Here is a 21,523-nt window from a genome sequence, read left to right on the forward strand (position 1 = left end):
AGCCCGCGCATGACGATGACAATTCGGGGGAAACCATGTTCGTCGCCACCAAGGACAAGGTGCTGCAGACCACCACCACGGGGGCGCTGCCGCGCCCTTCCTGGTACACCGAAAACCTGCGCGGGGCGCCGCTGTCGACGGGGTTTGCCCATCGCGCGTATCGCGAACAGCATCTCGATTGCCTGGCCTGCCACACCGCGGCCCAGAACCGGGCGGGGATCGACATTCTCGTCGATGGCGACACGCGGCTGGACGACGACGTGGCCGGGCGCAGCTGGGTCAGCTACGCCTATGAGCGCATCGAGGGTTTCGGGCCGCCGGGGGTGGCCGTGCAGCCCTATGCCGCGATGGCCGACAAGGGGCCGGGGGATCTGATCTGGGAGGTCATCGAAACACGGCTCACACCCCATGTGACCGGGCCCGTCGGCAAGACCGACCTGCAGCTCGACCGGGCCTACAAGGCCATGGCGGGGATGACCGACAAGCCGGTGAAGATCGGCTCGATCTCGGCCCAGGTGATCAGCCATATGTGCATCAACGATCATTATGCCGACACCCGTGATCTGCTGATGGCGCTGTCGGATGCGTTCAATGCCGAGTATCACGCGCTGGCCGACGCGGGTGCGCCGCTGCTGCAGGTTGAGGAGCCCTCGATCCATCAGTCGATGCAGGTGCCGGGGCAAGAGGTTTCGGCCGAGCAGTATGTGGAAGCCTTCAACCGCGAGGTCGCGGGTCTGCGCGACAAGACCGAAGTCTGGTGCCACACCTGCTGGGGCTCACCCGCCGCTCAGAAGATGTTCGCCGAACACGCCTCCTACGAACACGCGCTGCCGTATCTCGACCAGCTCGACGTGGATGTGATCACCGTGGAAGGGGCCACCAACAACGGCATGGACCTGGAGCATTTCGGCAAGCTGATCTCGAAGGACAAGAAGATCGCGCTGGGTGTGATCAGCCACCGCACCCTGCAGGTCGAACGGCCCGAAGACGTCGCCGACCTGATCCGCCGCGCGCTCAAGCATATCGAGCCGGAGCGGCTGATCCTGTCGAGCGATTGCGGCTTCGGACGGGGGGCGGCGAGCCGGATGCACGCCTTCTACAAGATGGTCTCGCTTGTGCGCGGCGCCAACATGGTGCGCAAGGAGCTGGGCCTCGATGAGGTCTATGTGCCCGCGACCGACCCGCAGATTTCCATGGTGCCACTGGCGAATTGAACGAGATCGTCGCCTTCCGTTCGCCTACTGCTTGGGGACACAGTTCTCCGGGTTGGGACCCCGATCGTTCTCGGAACCCCTCTTTACTCGATTGCTGAGACAGCCGAGACCACCCGGTTCGCGAGAGAACCGTATTTCGCGCCATTTAAATCAGCGCAGTTGATCCCGCTGCTATTTGTTGCGAATGCTGCCATCAGCCATCCGGGAGAGGCGAAATACTGAACTCTCTCCGCTAATGTTACTTGGTTTGGTCGAAGAGAATAGAACGAGTGCAGTTTTCGAATGTTTATCCCAGCAAAGAAATCAGAACTCTCCTCAAAATTTATTGCAAGATGAGGAAATTCGGGCTGAGAGATCGGCCGTGTTGCTATGCAAAGGTCGTTGTCCTCAAACGATTCGATAATTTTGATTTCGGTAGCCCACGCATTCCCACTTTTGGTCCATTGGTCGTACAGATCGCATGAACCGGCTGGGGTACTCAGCCGTTCGACGACCGTAAATTGGTACAATCCGGCCTTATCATCCAAATAGAATGACATGATTATTCCAACATCAACCTCAAGCGCTCGATATCCTTCGGCAAACTGCGACAAACAGAAGGGGCGACATCGTTCGCCATACAGATATCGCCGTTCGAGTTCGACGGACTGAAATACTGTGTCGCCGGCATCAATCGAGCAAAATCGCCATAGCGCCGCATAAACAGGGCCTTCAGACAACAGCCAAAGAGCCGGCAAAAACCCAAGAGCAGAAAGTATAAAAGCGAACTTTTTCACTATCGACCTGTGGCAGCCAAAAAATCGAATTCACCTAACATTTCGATCATATCTTCTTTCGTGTCGAACGTTGCGACTAGTTCGATGGGCACGACATCGTCACGCGACACATGCACTTGCCTACATGAAGGGTGCTGTGTCGGACCGCGTGTGATCTAGGGAGCGGGCGGGTTTGAAGTCCGCGGGAGATAATACGTAAGATGGGGCGTCGTTATCGCGAACGGTTGAGCGGCGGCACAGGGCAACGTAGGCTTCTGGCTATGGCTAATGTCTATGCAAAGAGCCCGGGTACCCGGCCCGAGGGTAATGTGGGCACCAAGCGCGAGCGGGTGCGCGAACGGCGCAACTATCGCCACATCGAGGTGCGGCCCTATGCCCCCAATCTGGGCGCGGAAGTACGCGGGATCGATCTGGCCGACGGCCTGACCGAAGACCAGTTCGCGGAGGTGTTCCAGGCCCATCTCGACCATCAGGTGCTGTTCTTCAAGGAACAGTCGCCGATCGCGCCCGAGACCCAGATTGCCATCGGCGAAATGTTCGGGGAGCTCCACTACCACCCCGGGAACCCGGGCAAGGATGGCTTCCCCGCGATCATGGAAATCCATGCCCATGCGGGTTCGAAGACGGCCAACGGGGAGTACTGGCATTCCGACGTGTCGTGCGACGCCGAACCGCCGCTGGGCACAATGCTGCAGCTCCACATCCTGCCCGAGAGCGGTGGCGACACCATGTTCGCCGACAGCTATGCGGCGTGGGAGATGTTGTCGGATCCGCTGAAGGCCATGCTCGACGGGATGTGCGCGACCCATGCGGGGGAACATATCTATCGCGGGCGTTACGCGGATTTCGGCGTAGACGACACGGGCAAGGTCTATCCCTCGGCGGTCCATCCGATCGCGCGCACTCATCCGGGGACGGGGCGCAAGGCACTCTATGTCAATCGAGGCTTCACCACGGGGATCGTCGGGCTGGAACCGGACGAGAGCGAGGCAGTGCTCGATTTCCTGCTCGATCATGTCGAGAAGATCGACTTCCAGATCCGCTATCGCTGGGATGTGAACGACCTGGCCTTCTGGGACAATCGCTGCGTGATGCACCGGGCGCTGTGGGACTATTGGCCCGCCGAGCGCAAGGGCCACCGGGTGACGATCAAGGGCGACCGCCCGGTCTAAGTCTCCTCGTCATGCCCGGACTTGATCCGGGCATCCATCTTTCGGATCCGATGATTGTGTGCCGGAGATGCCCGGATCAAGTCCGGGCATGACGGAATACTCTAGGTCAGGTTCCGCCCGTACAGCGCGAACAGCCGTTCCCAATGGCGTTCGGCGGCGGGCTTGTCGTAGATGGGCCGTTGGGGGAACGCGAAGCCGTGATGTGCGCCGGGGTGAATCTCGATCTCGCCGCGCGTGCCCGCTGCGTCGAACAGTTCCTGCAGCTCCGCGACCATCGGCAGGGGTGCGAGATCGTCGATCTCCGCGCAGGAGATGTAGGCCTCGCCCTTGATCTTCGCGAGGTTGAGATGCGGGCTTTCCTCGGCATCGCTGACGATCCAGGTGCCGTAGAAAGAGGCGGCGGCCGCAATCCGGTCCGGGTAACGCGCGGCGGCGGCCAGCGCATACGGCCCGGCCATGCAGTAGCCGTGCACGCCGACGCTGCCCGGGCGCGCCATCCCGGGATGGGCGTCGAGGAAGGCGAACATCGCCGCGACGTCGTCCATCACCGGCGGGATGGTCATCTTGGTGCGGATCGCACGCATGCGGGTCCAGTCGGCGCTTTCCTTGACCAGCACATCGGGGCCGAACTTGGTGTCGCGGCCGGCGCGGTAATAGAGATTGGGCAGCAGCACGCAATAGCCGCTGGTCGCCAGGCGGCGTGCCATGTCGTGTAGTTCTTCGCGGATGCCCGGCGCATCCATCAGGAACAAAACCGGTGGGCAGGGATCACCGCGTTCGGGCCGGCAGATGAAGGTCTCCATCGCGCCGTCATCGGTGGCGATGTCGCGTGTTTCCTCGATCATGTGTGTTTCCCCGTTATGCCTTGCGGCTAGAGCAGATTGCGAACGCCGCTGGACGCCGGAATCTCGCTGCCCGTGACATAGGCCTCGTGGTTCGTCTCGATCCGCGCCTTGTCGTAGAGATAGTTGACCATCGCGCCGGCGGATTGCTGCATGCCGCGCGACGAGACATCGGCCAGCCAGTTGATCCGCTCGACCATGGCACCGTTGCTGAGATGGAAATGGGCGACGGAATCCAGGGCCGTGCCGGTGGATTCACGACGCTGGTAGAGCAGGTAGCCCGCCACCAGATGCATCAAAATCGGCTTGAGAGCCTCGGCGATGTCCTCGTTCCGGTGCCAGCCGGTCTGGTCCAGCAGGTATGGCAGCACGCCGGCGCCCTCGGGCAGGTCACGCGCGACCGCGTTGAGGGCGTCTTCCTGCTCATGATTGAGGAGTTCCGCGCCGTCATCCAGGCGTTTGTCGAGCCAGCGCCGGAATCCGGGAATGGGTGACAGGGTCGCGAACGTCTTGATATTCGGCAACTCGTGAGAGAGGTGATCGACCACCTGCTTGATCAGGAAATCCCCGAAGCTTACGCCCGACAGGCCGGGCTGGGCGTTCGAGATCGAGTAGAAGATCGCCGTATCGGCGTCTTGCGGGTCGGCGATCGGCTGGTTTTCGTCGAGCAGGGTCTGGACGCTGTCGGCGATGCCCTTGACCAGGGCAACTTCAACGAAAATCAGCGGTTCGTCATGCATGGACGGATGGAAGAACGCATAGAAACGACGGTCGGATTCGAGCCGGTTCTTGAGATCGGTCCAGGACTGGATCTCGTGGACGGCCTCATACGCGATCAGCTTCTCGAGCAGGTCTGCCGGCGCGCCCCAGGTGATCCGTCGCAATTCCAGGAAGCCGGCGTCGAACCAGCCCGACAGGAGATACTTCAGTTCGGCGTCCAGGGGGGCGAGCTGCGGATGCTCACGCAGCAGGGCGCGCAGATCCGAACGCATATCCACCAAAAATTTAACACCGTATTCCAAACCATTGAATTGACGCAGTAATTTCATGCGCGGCGAAGACAGTTCGTCACGCAATTTCGCTAGCGCCAGCGCGTAGGATTTCGGATCGTCTGCGGCATTGCGCACCGCATCCATGGCGTCGTTCAGACGCGAGGGCTCGATTCCGTACTCGTCCGTCAGGAGGGTCAGAAAGCGGAGGCGGCCGGCGTCGTTGAGTTCGAGATAGCAGTGGCCGAGGTCCGCGGCATTGCCGCGCGCTGATGCCTCCCCACCACGCCCTGACAGGCTGGCGTCGATCTGCTGTCGCAGTCGGGCGAGATCCTCATCGGGTAGATTGGGCTTCACGCTCAGGCCCGACCGCGCGGTCAGGCTGCTGGCGCTTTCGACGACGTCACGCAGGGCGCGGCGCAGAATGCCGCGGGTGCGGCCGAGAATTCCGGAGGAAACTATGGTATCGGACATGATATTCAGAACTTGGCGCTCGGATGAAGGTTAAGCAAGCCGCGTGATACGAAAAATTTGTGACGCTGGCGTGATTTAGCGGAATGGCAGACCATATTCGAAACGGTCTATGGATGACCTTCGATAAAGGTCAAATTGGGAGAGATTATGATGGCAGACAAGGAAGTAGCGCTGATCGTCGGCGCCGGCGAAGGATTGAGCGCGTCGCTCGCGCGGCTGTGCGCATCCCAGGGCATGGAGGTCGCGCTCGCGGCCCGAAATCCGGGAAAGCTCGACGATCTCTGCGCAGAGACCGGTGCGACGGCCTATGCATGCGACGTGATCGACGGTGCATCCGTGGACTCCCTGTTCGATGCTGTCGTGGCTGAAAAAGGTACTCCAAACCTCGTGGTCTACAACCCGAGTGCACGCGCGCGGGGACCGATCACGGAACTTGATCGGGAAGAGGTGAAAAACGCCGTCCTGATCACCTGTTATGGCGGGTTCGTGGTGGGTCAGAAGGCCGCCGAACTCATGCTCGAGCGCGGTAGCGGCTCGATCCTGTTTACGGGTGCCTCGGCCAGCGTGAAGGGCTATCCCAACTCCTCGTCCTTCGCCATCGGCAAGTTCGGCCTGCGCGGTCTGGCACAATCCATGGCCCGCGAGCTGCACCCCCAGAACATCCACATCGGCCATTTCGTGATCGACGGCGGGATCGTCAAGAAATCGGGCGATGACCGGGCTTCCGCGCGGGGCGACGACGGTATGCTCGATCCCGACGCTATCGCGGAAAGCTATCTCCAGTTCCATCGCCAGCATCGCAGCACATGGGCCTGGGAGCTCGAGGTGCGGCCCTGGGTCGAGAAATTCTAGGGGACATGCCGATCATACTGCTGCGTGGTGCGCGGGCCGTCGTCATGGCCGGTTTCGTCGTCTGCGCAGCTGCGTTCGTGGGGCTGAGCATCTATGCGGCGCTTCAGTTCGGCCTCTGGTGGCCCGGTCTGGTTGGCCTGGAGGGGAGCACCCGCCTGATCCTGGCTGCCGTCACCATGCTGCCGTTTCTGCTGCTGTTTACCAGGCTCAACTGGTCGCGACCGCTCGGATGGCTGTCCCAGCGCTTCAATCGGGTGGTTGAGCCTATCGACCGGGCGATAGCGAAAAGAAGTACGTCCTAGCGTTGCTTTAGTGTCGCGACAGCGAACGCGGTCTCGAAGGTCTCACACCAGACGACAACGCTGCCCCATTCGAAATCGTGTGCCTCGGGCGGAATGGGGTAAGTCTGCGATCCGGTGAGGCTCTTGAGTCTGCCGAGTGAGAAAAACGCCGCTGTTACGTCTTCCGGGAATAGAGGATCCGGCTCCTTGACCAGGTAGACGTGCAAATTGGGCCCGGGAACGACTTCCATCTCGTGCATGTGAAGGGCTGTCTGGATGTCCGGGTGAACGGGTTTTTGAATGACACACCATCCAGAGCCGCGATGGATGGGGTCGCCGTCTCGGAACACACCGATTAACGTATTGGCGAATGCGTAGGCTGCCCCGGGACGTATTGCAGCTGCGAGCGAAACCGCAGGCAGCAACAAAAAAGCCCGCCGGCGCATTATCCGTCCGCGTTCGGTGTGAGGACGACTTTGCCGTTGCGCCCGCCTTTCATGGCGTGGGAGACCGCGTCCTTGATCCGGTCGAGCGGATAGGTGGCCTCGATTTCCGCGTGCATGCGGCCTTCGGCGATATAGCCCGCCAATTCGTCATAGACGGCCTTGCGTTCGGGCAGGGTCGAGTATCTGCTCAGCCAAAGGGAGAGCCAGACCCCCTGTAGCTTGATTTCGCGGAAAATGATGTCGTCCGGCCAAAGCTGGCAGGGTTTCTTCGACAGCAGGCCGTAGTTGGCGATCGTGCCGCCGTCGGCGAGACAGTCGGCCAGATGCTGGGTCGAATCCCCCGCCACCGCGTCGATCGCCAATTTTATGGGCGCACTGCCGGTCGCGGCCTTGACCCGTTCGCCAAGGTCCGGTCCGTCGACGGCACAAACATCCCCCCCGGCGCGGGTAACGAAATGTTCAAGCCCCTCGCGGCGGACGACATTGACGGTCTTCAGCCCGTAAATCCCTGCGAGTTGCATAACATACTGGCCGACGGCGGAGTTGGCCGCGTTCTGGATTACCCAGTCGCCGGCTTCAAGGTCGACGACAGTCTTGAGCAGCAGCCAGGACGTTGGCGGATTGGCCATCAGCATGGCCAGCTGGATCGGATCGCCATGCGCCGGGAACGTCACCAGTATTTTCTCGGCCTTGATCACGACCTGTTGGCGCCAGGAGCCGGAGTAGGGCGGAATCATTACCCGGTCGCCGGGCTTCACGTTGGTGACGTCCGCTCCGACCTCGCGAATGACGCCGGCACCTTCGGCCCCGGGAATGGCCGGCAACTCCGGCTGAATGCCGTACCCGCCCGACAATGTGAGCAAATGGGAGGGGTTGATGGCCGCCGCCTCGACATCGACCAGCGCCTCGTCAGCGCCGACGTCGGCCGTCTGCAGGTCGATGATTTCGACCACGTCGGGAGGATTACCGGTCTCGGTGAACTGGACCGCCTTCTTCATATCACCCACACGAATTCTCCAAACGGGGCCTCGCCCTTCGACAGGCTCAAAACGTGGCCGAACAAGTGACCACCCGCATGCCGAGCGTGTCGAAACATGCGGAAGGAAATGTTTTACATGGTCAGGCGGCTGTCTTGATCTCGCCCGCCTCGTTGTCGACGATCACGGGTGTCTCGAAGATCGTGATATCCGGATCGGCGCCGCTCAGATCGCGGATCGCCTGGCGCCACGGGCCGCCCTCGGCATAGACTTTCTCGGCCGCCTCACGGCTTTCCCATGTGTACACACCGCCGCGAATGCCGCGCGCGCCATCGTACAGGAAGTTCTTGCGGATCAGCCCAGGCATGCCCTCGAACTTGCCCGCCGCAGCCCTTATATGTGCGACGACCTCATCGCGGGAGGCACCTTTCGTCACCTTGAACTGCACGAGTGCCGTAATCATCAGCGGCGTCTCCCGTCTTCCCGTCTTCGCTAGGCGGCCGTCTTGATCTCGCCGACCTCGTTGTCGACGATCACCGGGGTCTCGAAGATGGTGATGTCCGGATCGACGCCGTAGAGGTTACGAATCGCTTCGCGCCAGGGCCCGCCCTCGGCATAGACCTTTTCGGCGGCATCACGGCTTTCCCAAGTGTAGACACCGCCGCCGACGCCGCGGTCACCATCGAAAACAAAATTCTTGCGGATCAGGCCCGCCATGCCCTCGAACTTGGGTGCCACATTCTTCATGTTGGTAAAAACTTCGTCGCGTGTGGTGCCGTCTTTCACTTTGAACTGGACAAGTGCCGTGATCATGGGTGTTGTCTCCTCTGGTTCTCGATAACCGTTTCAAGTCATTTTGCGGCAATCGCCGCGGGCGTACAAGCCGCGCCCATGCCCGGAGCTCACATGTTGACTGGACCGAAACCCGGGAAGCCAATTTGGCTGACCGGAAACCTGCAAGGCATGGGTTGGATGCTGTGCACGGCCATCCTGATCGTGACCATGCACACGATGATCAGGCATCTGGCCGATGAAGGCATGCATCCGTTCGAGATCGGGTTTTTCCGGACGTTTTTCGGTGCCCCGGTTGTCGTGGTCCTGTTGTGGAAATACGGCTGGGGAATCCTGCGGACCGACCAGATCAAGGTGCACGGCATCCGCTCGGTCGGCCATGTGGTTGCGATGATGATGTTTTTCACCGGTCTGACCATGACGCCGTTGGCCACCGCTAACGCGCTGGCGTTTACAGCGCCGTTGTTTGCGGCGGTTCTTGCCGTGGTGATTCTGGGCGAGGTGTTTCGCTGGCAGCGCTGGGCGGCGCTGATGCTCGGGTTCGCGGGTACGCTCGCGATCATCCGGCCGGGGTTTGTCGACGTCGATACCGGCCCGATCATCATTCTGGCATCGTCGGGTATTTGGGGCACGATCCTGATTGTCATCAAGTCGCTCGGGAGGCGGGACGCGACCCCCACCATTGTCACCTACATGGTGTTGTTCATGTCGCCGCTGGCGCTGATTCCCGCATTGTTCGTGTGGGAATGGCCGACCTGGGGGCAGTTGGGCATATTGCTGGTCATGGGCACGATGGGCACCGTGGCACATCTGACCCTGACCCAGGCGTTGCGCGTAGGCGAGGCGGCGGTCGTAATGCCGATGGATTTCTTCAAACTTATCTGGGCCACATTGCTGGGTTTCCTGTTCTTCAGTGAATTGCCGGACATATACACCTGGATCGGCGGCCTGATGATTTTCATCAGTGCGACCTATCTGGCACTGCGTGAGCGCGCCGAAACGAAACCCCGGGGAACTTGATGAATCAGCGCGCCCATATTTCCGCGGTCGCCACGGCCGTGCCTGCGCATGTGCTTGACCAGAACGAGGTTGTTGAACGGTCGCGCGAGATATTCGCGCCGGATGTTCCCGGTTTTGAACGTTTCACGGACGCCTATCGGAACGCCGCAATCGAAACGCGCCATTCCTGTGTTCCGATCGAATGGTATGGGCAGGAACATCCGTTCTCGGAACGCAACGATCTTTACATCGAGCACGCGATCGAGCTCCTGAGCCGGGTCAGCCGGGATCTGTTCGCGCAGGCCGGAATAACCGCTGCCGATGTGGATGCGATCGTCGTCGCCTCGACGACCGGTGTCGCGACACCGAGCCTCGATGCGTTGTTGCTGGAGCGGTTGCCTTTTCGCCGTGACGTACAGCGCCTGCCGATATTCGGCCTCGGCTGTGCCGGCGGTGTCAGCGGGCTGGCCCGGGCTGCTCAGATGGCGATGAGTCGACCCGACAGCTGCGTTCTGTACCTTGTCGTGGAGTTGTGCGGCCTGACCTTCCGGGTCAACGACACGTCGAAGAGCAATATCATCGCCACCGCACTTTTCGGTGACGGCGCCGCGGGCGCGATTTTGGGTTGCAACCGGCCCGGTCCAGCCGTGACGGGCTGGGGTGAGCACAGCTGGAAAAACTCACTCGATGTCATGGGGTGGGAAGTGGGCGACGATGGCCTCGGGGTCCTGTTTTCACGCGACATTCCCCATCTGGTCCGCACGCGCCTGCGCGAACCCGCATATGCTTTCCTCGAAAGCCATGGTTTAGGTCCGCAGGACATCGAGCGACATGCGTGTCATCCCGGCGGCGCGAAAGTGCTCGATGCGCTCGAGGAGGTATACGGCCTGGCGCCGGGCAGCCTCGTTCTGGCCCGTGATGTTTTGCGCCGGTTCGGGAATATGTCTGCGGCGACGGCCATGTTCGTCCTGGCGGAAACCATGCGCGAGGGTGAGCCCGGCAACTGGCTGATGACGGCGATGGGCCCTGGCTTCACGGCGTCCTTCGCACTGCTGGAGGCGTCATGACTGTCTGGTATCTGCTGGTCGGGTTGATCGTCATTCAGCGCCTGATCGAGCTGGCCATTGCCGGGATCAACACACGCCGTTTGCTGGCCGAAGGTGGCGAGGAAGTCGGGGCAGGGCATTACCCGCTGATTGTCTTGTTGCATGCGGCCTGGTTTATCAGCCTGCTTGTTTTCGTCCCCGGTGACAGCTTCATCGACCCGATCCTACTGGGCGTGTTCGTACTGCTGCAACTCGGGCGGGTTTGGGTGCTGACGTCCCTCGGGCGATACTGGACCACCCGGATCATCACGGTGCCCAATGCGCCGTTGGTCCGGCGTGGGCCCTTTCGTTTCGTTCGTCACCCGAATTATCTGATCGTCGAGGCTGAAATCATCATCGTGCCGATGATCGCGGGAGCTTGGGAGATCGCACTCGTCTTCGGGATGGCCAACGCCGCGGTCCTGGCGTTGCGCATCCGTGTCGAAGAGCGCGCACTTGCCGCACGCCGCGCATAGAATTTCTACAGAAACGGATCCGGGCGAACACGGATTAGCTGGCGCCCCTTGTTGCGACCCTCGTAGAGCCCGGCCAGTGCCGCGCCCGCATTTTCCAGACCGTCGACGATATCTTCGCGGTACTTGATCTTCCCGTCACGCACCCATTCAAGCAAATCGACATAGGCATCCGCATACCGGTCGGCGAAGTCGAAACAGATGAACCCCTGCATGCGGATACGATTGACCAGGAGGTTGCGCTCCGGGCGCAGGCCCGTGGGTTGGGGAATCCATGCGTCCGTCGCTGCGGTACCGCAGATCACGACGCGCCCGTGCAGCTTGATTTGCCCGAGCGCGATATCAAGGGTCTCGCCGCCCACATTGTCGTAGTAGACATCTATGCCATCCGGACAGGCTTGCCGGATGGCTCCCTCCAGATCGTCGGTCGCCTTGTAGTCGATGGCCGTGTCGAAACCGAAGACCTCGGTGCACAGCGCGGTTTTCTCGGGGCCGCCGGCGATTCCTATCGTGCGACACCCCTTGATTTTGGCTATTTGTCCCACCGCACTGCCGACCGCACCCGCCGCCGTGGAAACCAGCACTGTTTCTCCCGATTGTGGCTGCCCGACGGCCAGCAGTCCGAAATACGCCGTGTAGCCGCTGAGCCCCAGAATACCCAATGTCGTCGATAGGGGGGAGTCGTTCGGGTCGACCTTTCGAAACATTGGATGTTTCGGGTCGGCGACCGCGTATTCCGCCCAGCCGGTATTGGCGGTCACGACGTCGCCTTCCTTGATGTCGGAATTGTTGGATTCGACCACGACGCCGACACTGAACGAATGCATCGTCGTGCCTGTCTCGACGCTGGCATAGTTCCGTGCCTTGCTGATCCAGCCTTTCATGCCAGGGTCGGCCGTGACGTAGATATTGTTGATCAGAACTTCGCCGTCACCAGGGACGGGCGCGTCTCCCTCAATCAGTTCGAACAGCTCGGGGGTAGGCAGGCCGTTTGCGCGTTCCTTGAGAATGACATGATTGTTGCGATGCTGGGACATTGTCATGCCTTCCTGTTGACGATCGGCGGGGAGCAATCTATGCGGTCGTTGCGTTGCCTATACTGACGATGCGATAGGCTACGGGGCAAACGGATAGTTTGCCGTTCGAACGAGGAAACGCAATCGACATGCGTGCAACGCAGCCAGGCCCACTTTCGAAACGTGCCCAGGGTTTCGATCGCGTATTGGGATTGATCCTGGTGGTCTCGCTCGGTGCGCTGGTCGCCGGCCTTTTGTTGCCGGCTATCACGGTCCGGTCTCTTTTCATCTCCCAGGATTTCTCGCTGGTCGAGAGTGTCCTGGCGTTTCTCGACGACGGCGACTGGTTCCTGTTCGTCATCACCTTCCTGTTCTCTGTCGTGTTTCCGGTGGTGAAAATCGTGACCGGTATCGCGTTGTGGTTCTTCCTCGACGCCACAAGAGGCTATGCCCGCCCGGTTCTCGGCTGGCTCGCGACATTCTCAAAATGGTCGATGCTCGACGTGTTCATCATTGCGCTGATCGTGCTCGTTGCCGACGGTCGTCTGCTGTCGAGCGCGGACATCCAGGTGGGCGCGATTGTCTTCTCGGTTGCGGTGCTGGTATCGACGTGGGCCACGCGGCGCCTGAGCGCGCTCGCCGGCAATACCTGATCAGCGTGCGGGCGTGACCTGAACCGGCGCGTTGCTACCGGCGCCGGGAGTGGCCCCGGACTGGCGCGGGGCAACGGTGATCGTCGCGATACTGCCGCCGAGGGTCCGGCCTTCGATCTGGACGGTTGCGGCGCGTTCGCCCCGCGTGAACGACAACACGCTGATTTCCGCCTGAACACTCATGATCGGCGACCAGCCGAAATTGGGCATTTGCGTTTGATAGAGCGCGAATGTCGGTGTCGCGCCCTGGCCCACATTCAGGACGATCCGCCCGGTCCACCGGTCGAGATCGCCGAGGATGAGAGAGCGCTCCACATTCAGCGACGAGTCCGGGGGGATGGGGATGTCCGTCAGCAGGGAGAAGTTCTTCTCGACGCCCGATGTTCCGTCACCACCCGAGGAGGTGGGCTGCAACCGGGTGCCCTGTGTGCACGCCGCCAAGGCAAACAGTGCCGCGAACACGAGTACATTCGATCTGAGACTTCGGCGCCTGGAAACCATGGGAAATCCGTATCAACGCGTCGTGAGTCGCGCCAATCGCTGCTTGGTGTGAACAGGATCGATTGCCGTTCAACCGCTGAATGCATCAAAGGCGGCAAGCGCGTCTGCGCCGTACACCGTTGCGGGGCCGCCGCCCATCTCGATAGCCACGGCAATCGTATCGCAGATCTCTTCGCGGCTGGCGCCGTGGGCGAGGGCTTGCTTGCTGTGGTAGACGACGCAACCTTCGCATCGCTGCACGATGGCAATGGCCAGCGCCATCATTTCCGTCGTCTTGATGGCCAGGGCGGCGGGGGACTGGGCGGCCTGGGTCACGCTGCGATGCCCCCGCATGATACCGGGTGCGGCGCGAAACAGTTCGGTGGCGCGCGCGTCCTGCGCGTCGGAGATGGCTTGATAATCCTTTGTCGTCGCGGTCATTGCAGGCTCCTGTCGTCTGGCTTACATGCGGGTCGGGTTTGTGCTTTCTGCACCGTGCGCTACTTTGCCGACCCACGTCCAATTTTGCTCCAGAATCGACTGACGACACATGTCCATGACGACCGACCGTCCTACCGACGCGCCGTTTCGCGGTGTCCTGATGATGTGCTTCGCGGTGTTCTGTTTCGCGACGATGAACGGGTTCGTCAAGGAATTGCGGGGCCAGGAACTGCCGCTGATAGAGATCATCTGGGGTCGCTATTTCTTCCACACATTGTTTGTACTGGCGATCTTTCCCCGCAGAATTCCCACGCTCCTGGCCGGCTCAGACAAGGGTCTGCAGGTGGTCCGCTCGATCCTCGTGTTGGCCGCCACCGCCTGCATGTTCACGGCGGTCGGATTGATGCCTTTGGCCGATGCCGTGGCGATCACATTCATTGCCCCGTTGCTGATCACCGCATTGTCCGTGCCGCTGCTCAAGGAGCGGGTGGGCCTGCGGCGCTGGATTGCCGTGTTCGTCGGGTTTCTCGGCATGATCGTGATCATACGGCCGGGCGGCGGGCTGTTTCAGCTTGCCGCGTTGCTGCCGATCACCGTCACGCTGTTCTATGCGATCTACCAGATCATCACGCGGATGATCAGCCACCGGACCGATCCGATCAATTCCGTGTTCTATACCGCGATCGTCGGCGGTGTGGTGATGAGCCTGATCGTGCCCTTTTTCTGGCAAACGCCAACGCTTGAGCAATGGGGCCTGCTTGTCGTTGCGGGCTTCCTTGGCGGACTTGGGCATTGGGCAATCATTCTCGCCTACCAGCGTGCCGAAGCCCCTCTGGTGGCACCGTTCGCCTACAGCGAATTGATTTGGGCGTCCCTGATGGGTATCGCGCTGTTCGGTGACTTTCCCGACGTCTGGACCCTGGTTGGTGCCGGGATCATCGCCATGAGCGGTATCTATATTCTGCGGCGAGAGAGAACGACCAAGGCGCGGTAGTCAGGCGGCGGGGCTAGGCCTTCAGGAAGTGCTCGACGAAGACCAGCAACATATCCGGCGTGGCACCATCGGTTGCCAGCGGCAGGATGACGTCTTCCGCGCGGATATAGTTGTGATGCGGGCCGACATAGGGCGTCTCGCTGCGCGACAGGACACCCGATGATGCGACTTCAACGCAGGAATTGAAGATTCGGCTCGGCGGCGCCATGTGCTCAATCTCGGACATCCAGCTTCCCGTCCAGTCTTCGGAGAGATGATGGACCACGTTGGTACCAATCAGCCGAAAGCGGAAATCCCAGGGATCATTGCGCACGTCCAGAAGAACGACCTGGGGCAGAAGAGAGGGAATGTCGAGGGGATCGATGTCTGATCGTGCAGGCAGACGACCGGCCACGCATTTTGATTTCCAGTAGTTCTCGCCCAGTTCGACGACGCGATTGCGCATCGACGGTGGCACATCCGCGCTCAATGCACTTTTTCTTGGTGCCGTATTCGAACTTGCAGCCATGCTTCCCCGTACGGGTTCTAATCCCGTTCTCGGGTGCAGTTTAACCACAGCTATTCAGCTCTGGAAATTTAACTTTCCCGAAATCGCACCTTTCTTAGCACACAATAAATTGAATGCAATAATACCTGTTGGCCAACGCGATATGTCCTCGCCGTGGCGGACGAAACTGCTGCCGCCAGTGCCACCACCGCGATACTCCCGTCAGCCAGACAGCAGGGATGCTTCGGGAGGCCTGGAAAGCAAAAAGGACCAACCCGGTTGGGGCTGGTCCTTGGAATTGGCTCCGGCGGTAGGACTCGAACCTACGACCTAGCGGTTAACAGCCGCTTGCTCTACCAACTGAGCTACACCGGATCAGAGGCGCGCGGTTATAGCAAACCCTTCGCGATACGCAAAAGGTGAATCGACATTAGTTGTCGCCAACAATCCAGGTGCCTGTCTCCCCGGCGATGGCGCGCCCGAGATTTTCCGGATTGGTGATGATGCCCGTGCTGCCGCCGGCTTCGATAAACTCCACGATGGCATCGATCTTCGGTCCCATGCTTCCCGCGGGAAACTGCCCGTCTGCCTTGTAGGCGCGGGCTTCTGATACGGTCATCCCGTCGAGCCAGTTTTCATCCGGCTTGCCGAAGTTGACCGCGACCTTTTCCACTTCCGTCGTGATCACCAGAAACTCCGCGTTGAGCTCGTGGGCCAGCAGGCTTGAGGCGAGGTCCTTGTCGATGACGGCCTCCAGTCCCTGCAAGTCACCTTTCTCATCGCGGTAAACCGGGATGCCACCGCCGCCGCACGCAATCACGATGTGATTCGCGTCTATCAGGGTCTCGATGGCACCGATATCCACGATCGACTGCGGGCGCGGGGAGGCCACCACCCGACGCCAGCCGCGTTCGCCTTCCTCGCGCACGTGCCAGCCATGCTCGAGGGCGTGGGTCCTGGCGAAATCCTCGCTCATGTGCGAGCCGATGGGCTTGGACGGATTCTTGAAGGCCAAGTCTGCCCGGTCGATCAGCACCTGCGTCACGACGGCGACGGCGTGGCGTTCAATGCCCCGGCGGCGCATCTCGTTCTGCATGGCGCGCTGAAACATCCAGCCGATCGCACCCTGGGTGTCGGCGCCGGCATAATCCATCGGGACCGGCGGCACTTCGGCAATTGCAATTTCGGACCGGCGCAGGATGAAACCGACCTGCGGGCCGTTCCCGTGGGTGAGGACCACATCCCAGCCCTGCTCGATCATGTCCGCGACATGGCCCACGGTGATAGCCGCGGCGGCGTATTGATCGGGGATCGACTTGTGATCGGCGTCGATGATCAGCGAATTTCCGCCGGCGGCGACGACGGCTGTCTTCTGGCGTGGCGGCATGATGCGCCTCCTTCCGAAGCCTCGGAGTTCAGTCTGCAATAGTCTCCGCGAGGGCGGTTACGGCGGCCGAGAAACATGCGAGCGGGGCATGGGTGATGCCGGCACCAACCTGTCCGATACCGGCCTCGCGGTGCGCGATGCCGGTATTGATCACCGGGGCAATCCCGGTATCGACGACCTTTCGGATATCGATACCGGCGGGGGTCGCCATGAAATCCAGTGCCGGCAAGGTGAAGGCGGTATTCCGACCGTAGGTGATGTGGGCCATGCGGCGCGAGTTGGCCAGCGCATCGGACGCGGTGCCACCGACGAATTGGACGATGGCCGGCGATGCCGCCATGGCGAATGCCCCGATCCCGCATGTTTCCGTGATGGAACTGTCCCCCAGGTCGGGGTTGGCATCGGCGGTGCTGTAGCCGGGGAAGAACAGCCCGTCGATGATCGACGCCGGTGCCTCGAACCAGCTGTCGCCCAAGCCGCTGACCCGGATACCGAAATTGACGCCGTTGCGGGCCATGGCCGTCACTAGGCTGGAGCCGGGCACGCCATGTGCGGCGTCGAGCATGGATTTGCAGGCCGCCATCGACAGATTGAGGAAGAAATGGTCGTTCGAGTTGATGAACGTAACCACATCTGAAAGGGTTTTCGGTTCCAGCCCGGCGTCCAGGGCTGCCGGAATCAGTCGCTTGATTAAAAGCGCGGAGGCGGCCCCGTTCCGGTTGTGCACCTCGTCGCCCATGTGAAGCGCCTGGGCCATGATCGGCTTGAGTTCGAGGTCGCCAAGACTTTCGAGTGTCGCGGCCAGCGCCGGGGCGAGCACATCGCGCATCCATTCCAGATGGGCGATGACGTCTGGCGAATTTGCGCCGAACCGCAAGACCTTGCCGAGGCCCTCGTTGAGGTTCGAGAAGGTCGTGTGATTATGTACCGGGTCCTCGATAACCCAGAGCGGCATCGACGGACTGATGATCCCCGCCATCGGTCCGACGGCGCCGAAATGGTGACAGGGCGCGAAAGAAATCTCGCCCGACCCGGCCAGGGTTTCGGCCTCGGCTGGTGTCTCGGCCCAGCCTTCATACACACAAGCGCCGGCGATCGCGCCGCGAACGGGGGCGCACATGTCATCCCAGGTGATCGGCGGCCCCGAATGCAGGATCGTCCGGTCGCCCAGCCCATCGAGTACGTCGCGTGCAAACCCCACGCCCCGGAGCGTCGGCTGGGCGGCGAGATAGCGGCCGAAGGCGGTCTGGTTTGCCGCCTCTATCTCGGGCCGGTTGATCAGGCGGGCGAGTGCGCGTGCGATTTCTTCATCATGCGCCGGCGGCGCCCATTCCACCTCGGCGACGTTTGCGCCGGCATTCCGTATCGGGTCGGCGAACTGGGCCAGCCCGACATTGATGACCGAAAGCGGTGCGCCAAAAAGATCGCTCATTTCGTACCCTCCAGGATCGCGGCGGCCGTACGGACCGCCTGGGCATTGTTATCGGCGAGGCGCACGCCGAGATCGACCATCGCATCGCGCTGACGGGCCAACCCCTGCGGATCGCTGTCGGTGCCGCACACGAACCCGAGCAGGACGGGCCCGCCGTCGTCATGCTTGGGGACGGCCGACAATGCCGGTGCCATAGCCGCGACGGGATCTTCATGGGCGCCGTGACCAAGCACGATATCGAACAGGATCACCCCGGTGCCCGGGTCTTCGCCCTCAGCCATGATCCGGTCATTGCGCAACCGATGGTCGATCATCGGGTGTGGTCGACCGCGGGTGAACAAATCGTCGCCCAGATCCAGGATCGTGTGGCCCGCGCTCGTCCAGGGATCGTTGAGAGTCTGGATGCCGACGCTGGATGTGTTCGAATGCACGCCGTCGAGTGTCGTACCGAGCATCGTCAGCGCCTCATAACAAAAGGTGCCACCGCTATAGAGCGCGCGGAGATAACGGCGATCGTCGTTCAAGCCGGGCAGGGTCGCATCGATCAATCCGCCTGGTGCGCGCGCGTTGGCGCCGGCGGCCGTAACGGCGAGATGCGCCGCTTCCTCAAGCGTATCAGCAAACGTAACGCCGGTTTTACCGGCTTTGTCTCGCAGAAGGCCCAACAGACACGCGATGACGGGTTTACCGGTCGCGACAGCATGCTCAAGGACGTCGTTCGCGACATCAGGCGCGGGCGGCTTCGAGATCAACACAATGACCTTCGTATCCGGGTCGGCCCCGAGCGCCGTGATTGCGCGTTTTGTGGTGATGCCGCCGATCCGGCTGTCCAGATCGCGCCCGCCTGTTCCAATGGCCTGGGACACACCGCACCCGTCGGCATCGATCAGGCAGGAGACCTGCTGCAATCCGGTACCCGAGGCGGCGACGATCCCGATTTCGCCGCGCCGCACCACATTGGCGAAGCCGAGAGGCGCGCCATCGATGATCGCGGTGCCGCAATCAGGCCCCATGACCATGAGTCCGGCCTGTTCTGCCTGGGTTTTGAGCGCAAGTTCGTCATCTATCGAGACGTTGTCGCTGAACATCATGACATTCAGCCCGAGCTGCACCGACTTCATGGCTTCCGCCGCCGCGAATGGGCCAGGCGTTGCAATCAGCGCGAAGTTCGCCTCCACATTCCCGTCGAGGGCCATCTCGATGCTACGCAATGGCTCGGATGTGACGCCGTTTTCGTCCGCGACAATCGGATCGGCCCGGAGTTCAGCCTCGGCGGCATCGAGCGCCGCGGCTAGTGCCGCTTCCGTTTCGGCCTCAACGGCGATGAGTACCTCATTGGGGCGGGCGCCCGGATCTTCGTGAATCAGGCCTGCCTCGCGCAGCAATTCGAGATTAGCCGCCGTCGCCATGATGCACGAGGCCTGCTTGACGCCGTCGAGAAGGGTGACGGACGACGAAATCTTCATCAGGGCCACGGAGTCCCTGTACATGTCGGCAATGATGCGTGTTCCCATATTCATCGGGGTATTTTCTCTTGCAAGTAAGGATTGTCGAGTTTGGTGACGACGTGCGCGCACAGTTCTGGCGCGCCGACGGCGAGTCCGCACAGAATTCCGAATGCGGCATCGCGACCCGAGCTGTGACCCAGCCGGAACACTCCCGCGAGCCGTGCCGGCAAATTGCCCGCGTGGGACATAATGGCTTCAACGAGGGCTGTCAGCGGAACCGAAAACCGACCCGCCCCTGCATGTTCGAGGTACGCGCGCGAGACATCAGTGCTGTTACGCGACCGATTGCGTGCGGCCTGCGTAAGGCCCTGAAGAAACTCGATACGGTCCGGTTTTCGTGAAACCTGCCCGAAGCCCAAAATATATCCGGTCGCGAAATCATCACCGGAAGGTGTCAACCCGGGGCCCATGCCAAGCAATTGCTGCAAACTTGCCCATGCAACTGGAAGGTCTGCGACAACGCTGGCGTGCATCAGTTCGGGGACGTGCGTGCGGACCCGGCGCACGAGTGCGCGATTGAAAGCGCTGCGCTCTTCATCCGCGACCAACGCTGCCGCAAAGCCCGCGGGTTCAGGGGTATAGACGAACGATGACCATGCATCGAACCAGCCGGTGGAGAAACGCTTCTGGTTGTATTGGGGCTTGTCCTGTCCGTCGTTCTGTCCGTCGCGCCACGGCATGGGGGCGGCACCGCGGAAGTCGAAAGTCAGGTCGGCATTTTGAATTCGCAGTATGCCTGCCCGAACAGCCACAGCGCTACCGGGCCGAATACGGCGTGAAAAATCCAGATCCGGCGGTGCGCTTGCCCGCGCCGTGCCCGGGGAAAGCGGTGCCCCGTCGCGTGCGTCGATGGTGGCGACCGAACGCATATCCCGGTCCGTCCCCAGCACCAGATTGATGACCCTGGGAAACACGCTCATCATTTGCCCCGTTGCGATTTGCGCGGGGAAACGCGCCGGCATATCGATGACATTGAGGCGCATCTTCAGGCCCCGGACTGCAGGGCCAGTATGGCGCGCGTTGAATCACTCACCCAACCGAAGATTCCCCCCTGCGCCTTGATCATTTCCAGCCCGAATTTTTGGAACTCGGGAAAATATGATCCCACGCAATCGGAAAGCACCACGCATTCGTAGCCGCGGTCGTTCGCCTCGCGCACCGTCGTGTGAACGCAAACCTCCGTGGTGACACCACATACGATCAACGTCGAGATGCCGCGATTCTTCAGGATCAGATCCAGGTCGGTTTCATAGAATGCACCCTTGCCAGGCTTGTCGATAACGGGTTCGTTTGCGGCGGGCGCCAGCTCGGGAATGATGTCGTGCCCCGGTTCGCCACGAACCAGAATGCGTCCCATAGGGCCCGGGTCGCCGATGCCCACTTCAAGTCCACCGCGCAAAAGTTTGCTTGGCGGTGCGTCCGCCAGGTCGGGCCGATGTCCCTCGCGCGTGTGGATGATCGTCAATCCGGCGATCCGCGCGGCTTCGAGGATTCGGCCGCAAGGTTCGATGGCGGTGCGTAGCAAGGACACATCATTGCCAAGCAACTCCCCGAACCCGCCCGGCTCAAGGAAATCGCGTTGCATGTCGATGATGATCAGGGCCGTCGCCGCCGGATCAAACGGCAGGGGGCAGGGCTCTGCATCGAAAATATGGCTTTTCGTCACCAATTCGGTCCCCTATGGCGTCCGGTCGCTTTATAACGTGTGCTGATGAGCGTGTGCTGAGTAAGCCGCGTCAGGCTGTTGACGATA

Annotated in this window: 25 protein-coding genes and 1 tRNA gene; 9 read left to right on the forward strand and 17 right to left on the reverse strand. The window is 61.3% G+C overall.

Annotation, left to right across the window (positions count from 1 at the left end):
• The first annotated feature begins 35 nt into the window (after positions 1–35).
• Positions 36–1,214: a cobalamin-independent methionine synthase II family protein gene (locus ABJ363_16075; GenBank protein ID MEP4380508.1), complete on the forward strand. Its 1,179-nt coding sequence runs from the start codon at positions 36–38 to the stop codon at positions 1,212–1,214.
• An 83-nt stretch (positions 1,215–1,297) separates the two neighbouring features.
• Here the strand turns inward: ABJ363_16075 and ABJ363_16080 are convergent, their stop codons facing one another.
• Positions 1,298–1,990, reverse strand: a complete 693-nt coding sequence (locus ABJ363_16080) for a hypothetical protein (GenBank protein MEP4380509.1) — start codon at positions 1,988–1,990, stop codon at positions 1,298–1,300.
• 260 nt (positions 1,991–2,250) lie between these two features.
• Between ABJ363_16080 and ABJ363_16085 the strand changes: the two genes are divergently transcribed.
• Positions 2,251–3,162 carry a TauD/TfdA family dioxygenase gene (locus ABJ363_16085; GenBank protein ID MEP4380510.1) on the forward strand — a complete coding sequence of 304 codons (912 nt, stop codon included), beginning with the start codon at positions 2,251–2,253 and terminating at the stop codon, positions 3,160–3,162.
• Positions 3,163–3,263: 101 nt separating this feature from the next.
• Here ABJ363_16085 and ABJ363_16090 read toward each other — a convergent pair whose 3' ends face one another.
• Together ABJ363_16090 and ABJ363_16095 are read right to left on the reverse strand one after the other, a co-directional pair.
• A complete protein-coding gene (locus ABJ363_16090; GenBank protein ID MEP4380511.1) occupies positions 3,264–4,007 on the reverse strand; it encodes a dienelactone hydrolase family protein in 744 nt (247 codons plus the stop codon).
• A 26-nt stretch (positions 4,008–4,033) separates the two neighbouring features.
• Positions 4,034–5,467, reverse strand: coding sequence for a malonyl-CoA decarboxylase (locus ABJ363_16095; GenBank protein ID MEP4380512.1), 1,434 nt, complete (start codon positions 5,465–5,467; stop codon positions 4,034–4,036).
• A 147-nt stretch (positions 5,468–5,614) separates the two neighbouring features.
• On the opposite strand from ABJ363_16095, the gene ABJ363_16100 reads away from it, so the two are divergent.
• A complete protein-coding gene (locus ABJ363_16100; GenBank protein ID MEP4380513.1) occupies positions 5,615–6,319 on the forward strand; it encodes an SDR family NAD(P)-dependent oxidoreductase in 705 nt (234 codons plus the stop codon).
• Positions 6,320–6,324: 5 nt separating this feature from the next.
• A complete protein-coding gene (locus ABJ363_16105) occupies positions 6,325–6,621 on the forward strand; it encodes a hypothetical protein (GenBank protein ID MEP4380514.1) in 297 nt (98 codons plus the stop codon).
• Here the strand turns inward: ABJ363_16105 and ABJ363_16110 are convergent.
• From ABJ363_16110 to ABJ363_16125, 4 genes are all read right to left on the reverse strand, one after another.
• Complete coding sequence (locus tag ABJ363_16110; GenBank protein ID MEP4380515.1) at positions 6,618–7,025, reverse strand: DM13 domain-containing protein; 408 nt, start codon at positions 7,023–7,025, stop codon at positions 6,618–6,620. The genes ABJ363_16105 and ABJ363_16110 overlap by 4 nt on opposite strands.
• Before the next feature lie 20 nt (positions 7,026–7,045).
• Positions 7,046–8,044 carry a zinc-dependent alcohol dehydrogenase family protein gene (locus tag ABJ363_16115; GenBank protein ID MEP4380516.1) on the reverse strand — a complete coding sequence of 333 codons (999 nt, stop codon included), beginning with the start codon at positions 8,042–8,044 and terminating at the stop codon, positions 7,046–7,048.
• 121 nt (positions 8,045–8,165) lie between these two features.
• Entirely contained in the window at positions 8,166–8,486 is a 321-nt protein-coding gene (locus ABJ363_16120) for a monooxygenase (GenBank protein ID MEP4380517.1), read from the reverse strand.
• A gap of 29 nt (positions 8,487–8,515) precedes the next feature.
• Complete coding sequence (locus tag ABJ363_16125; protein MEP4380518.1) at positions 8,516–8,836, reverse strand: YdhR family protein; 321 nt, start codon at positions 8,834–8,836, stop codon at positions 8,516–8,518.
• 150 nt (positions 8,837–8,986) lie between these two features.
• Here ABJ363_16125 and ABJ363_16130 point away from each other — a divergent pair, with 150 nt between their 5' ends.
• The 3 genes from ABJ363_16130 to ABJ363_16140 are packed head-to-tail and all read left to right on the forward strand — an operon-like array spanning position 8,987 to position 11,375.
• Positions 8,987–9,835, forward strand: a complete 849-nt coding sequence (locus ABJ363_16130) for a DMT family transporter (protein MEP4380519.1) — start codon at positions 8,987–8,989, stop codon at positions 9,833–9,835.
• Entirely contained in the window at positions 9,835–10,881 is a 1,047-nt protein-coding gene (locus tag ABJ363_16135) for a 3-oxoacyl-[acyl-carrier-protein] synthase III C-terminal domain-containing protein (protein ID MEP4380520.1), read from the forward strand. The genes ABJ363_16130 and ABJ363_16135 overlap by 1 nt, the downstream gene beginning before the upstream one ends.
• Positions 10,878–11,375, forward strand: a complete 498-nt coding sequence (locus tag ABJ363_16140; GenBank protein MEP4380521.1) for an isoprenylcysteine carboxylmethyltransferase family protein — start codon at positions 10,878–10,880, stop codon at positions 11,373–11,375. The genes ABJ363_16135 and ABJ363_16140 overlap by 4 nt, the downstream gene beginning before the upstream one ends.
• A gap of 5 nt (positions 11,376–11,380) precedes the next feature.
• On the opposite strand, the gene ABJ363_16145 is transcribed toward ABJ363_16140, so the two are convergent.
• Positions 11,381–12,409, reverse strand: a complete 1,029-nt coding sequence (locus tag ABJ363_16145) for an NADP-dependent oxidoreductase (protein ID MEP4380522.1) — start codon at positions 12,407–12,409, stop codon at positions 11,381–11,383.
• A gap of 128 nt (positions 12,410–12,537) precedes the next feature.
• Here ABJ363_16145 and ABJ363_16150 point away from each other — a divergent pair, with 128 nt between their 5' ends.
• Complete coding sequence (locus ABJ363_16150; protein MEP4380523.1) at positions 12,538–13,041, forward strand: paraquat-inducible protein A; 504 nt, start codon at positions 12,538–12,540, stop codon at positions 13,039–13,041.
• Here the strand turns inward: ABJ363_16150 and ABJ363_16155 are convergent, their stop codons facing one another.
• Together ABJ363_16155 and ABJ363_16160 are read right to left on the reverse strand one after the other, a co-directional pair.
• A complete protein-coding gene (locus ABJ363_16155; protein ID MEP4380524.1) occupies positions 13,042–13,542 on the reverse strand; it encodes a hypothetical protein in 501 nt (166 codons plus the stop codon). It lies immediately after the preceding gene.
• A 69-nt stretch (positions 13,543–13,611) separates the two neighbouring features.
• Positions 13,612–13,962, reverse strand: a complete 351-nt coding sequence (locus ABJ363_16160; protein MEP4380525.1) for a carboxymuconolactone decarboxylase family protein — start codon at positions 13,960–13,962, stop codon at positions 13,612–13,614.
• A gap of 109 nt (positions 13,963–14,071) precedes the next feature.
• Here ABJ363_16160 and ABJ363_16165 point away from each other — a divergent pair, with 109 nt between their 5' ends.
• On the forward strand, positions 14,072–14,956 hold the full coding sequence (locus ABJ363_16165) for a DMT family transporter (protein MEP4380526.1): 885 nt from the start codon (positions 14,072–14,074) through the stop codon (positions 14,954–14,956).
• Positions 14,957–14,969: 13 nt separating this feature from the next.
• Here ABJ363_16165 and ABJ363_16170 read toward each other — a convergent pair whose 3' ends face one another.
• The 7 genes from ABJ363_16170 to ABJ363_16200 all read right to left on the reverse strand — a co-directional run bounded on the left by ABJ363_16170 (position 14,970) and on the right by ABJ363_16200 (position 21,436).
• Positions 14,970–15,425, reverse strand: a complete 456-nt coding sequence (locus tag ABJ363_16170) for a PAS domain-containing protein (protein ID MEP4380527.1) — start codon at positions 15,423–15,425, stop codon at positions 14,970–14,972.
• A gap of 317 nt (positions 15,426–15,742) precedes the next feature.
• A tRNA-Asn gene (locus ABJ363_16175) sits at positions 15,743–15,818 on the reverse strand.
• A gap of 55 nt (positions 15,819–15,873) precedes the next feature.
• Complete coding sequence (gene arcC, locus ABJ363_16180; GenBank protein ID MEP4380528.1) at positions 15,874–16,830, reverse strand: carbamate kinase; 957 nt, start codon at positions 16,828–16,830, stop codon at positions 15,874–15,876.
• A 28-nt stretch (positions 16,831–16,858) separates the two neighbouring features.
• Complete coding sequence (locus ABJ363_16185) at positions 16,859–18,262, reverse strand: DUF1116 domain-containing protein (GenBank protein ID MEP4380529.1); 1,404 nt, start codon at positions 18,260–18,262, stop codon at positions 16,859–16,861.
• Positions 18,259–19,782 (reverse strand): acyl-CoA synthetase FdrA, encoded by a 1,524-nt coding sequence (fdrA, locus tag ABJ363_16190; GenBank protein MEP4380530.1) that lies wholly within the window; start codon positions 19,780–19,782, stop codon positions 18,259–18,261. The genes ABJ363_16185 and fdrA overlap by 4 nt, the downstream gene beginning before the upstream one ends.
• Positions 19,779–20,753, reverse strand: a complete 975-nt coding sequence (locus tag ABJ363_16195) for a DUF2877 domain-containing protein (protein MEP4380531.1) — start codon at positions 20,751–20,753, stop codon at positions 19,779–19,781. The genes fdrA and ABJ363_16195 overlap by 4 nt, the downstream gene beginning before the upstream one ends.
• 2 nt (positions 20,754–20,755) lie before the next feature.
• On the reverse strand, positions 20,756–21,436 hold the full coding sequence (locus ABJ363_16200) for a cysteine hydrolase (protein MEP4380532.1): 681 nt from the start codon (positions 21,434–21,436) through the stop codon (positions 20,756–20,758).
• Between the last annotated feature and the right edge of the window lie 87 nt (positions 21,437–21,523).

This window comes from Alphaproteobacteria bacterium, assembly GCA_039980135.1.
Lineage (GTDB): Bacteria > Pseudomonadota > Alphaproteobacteria > UBA6615 > UBA6615 > UBA8079.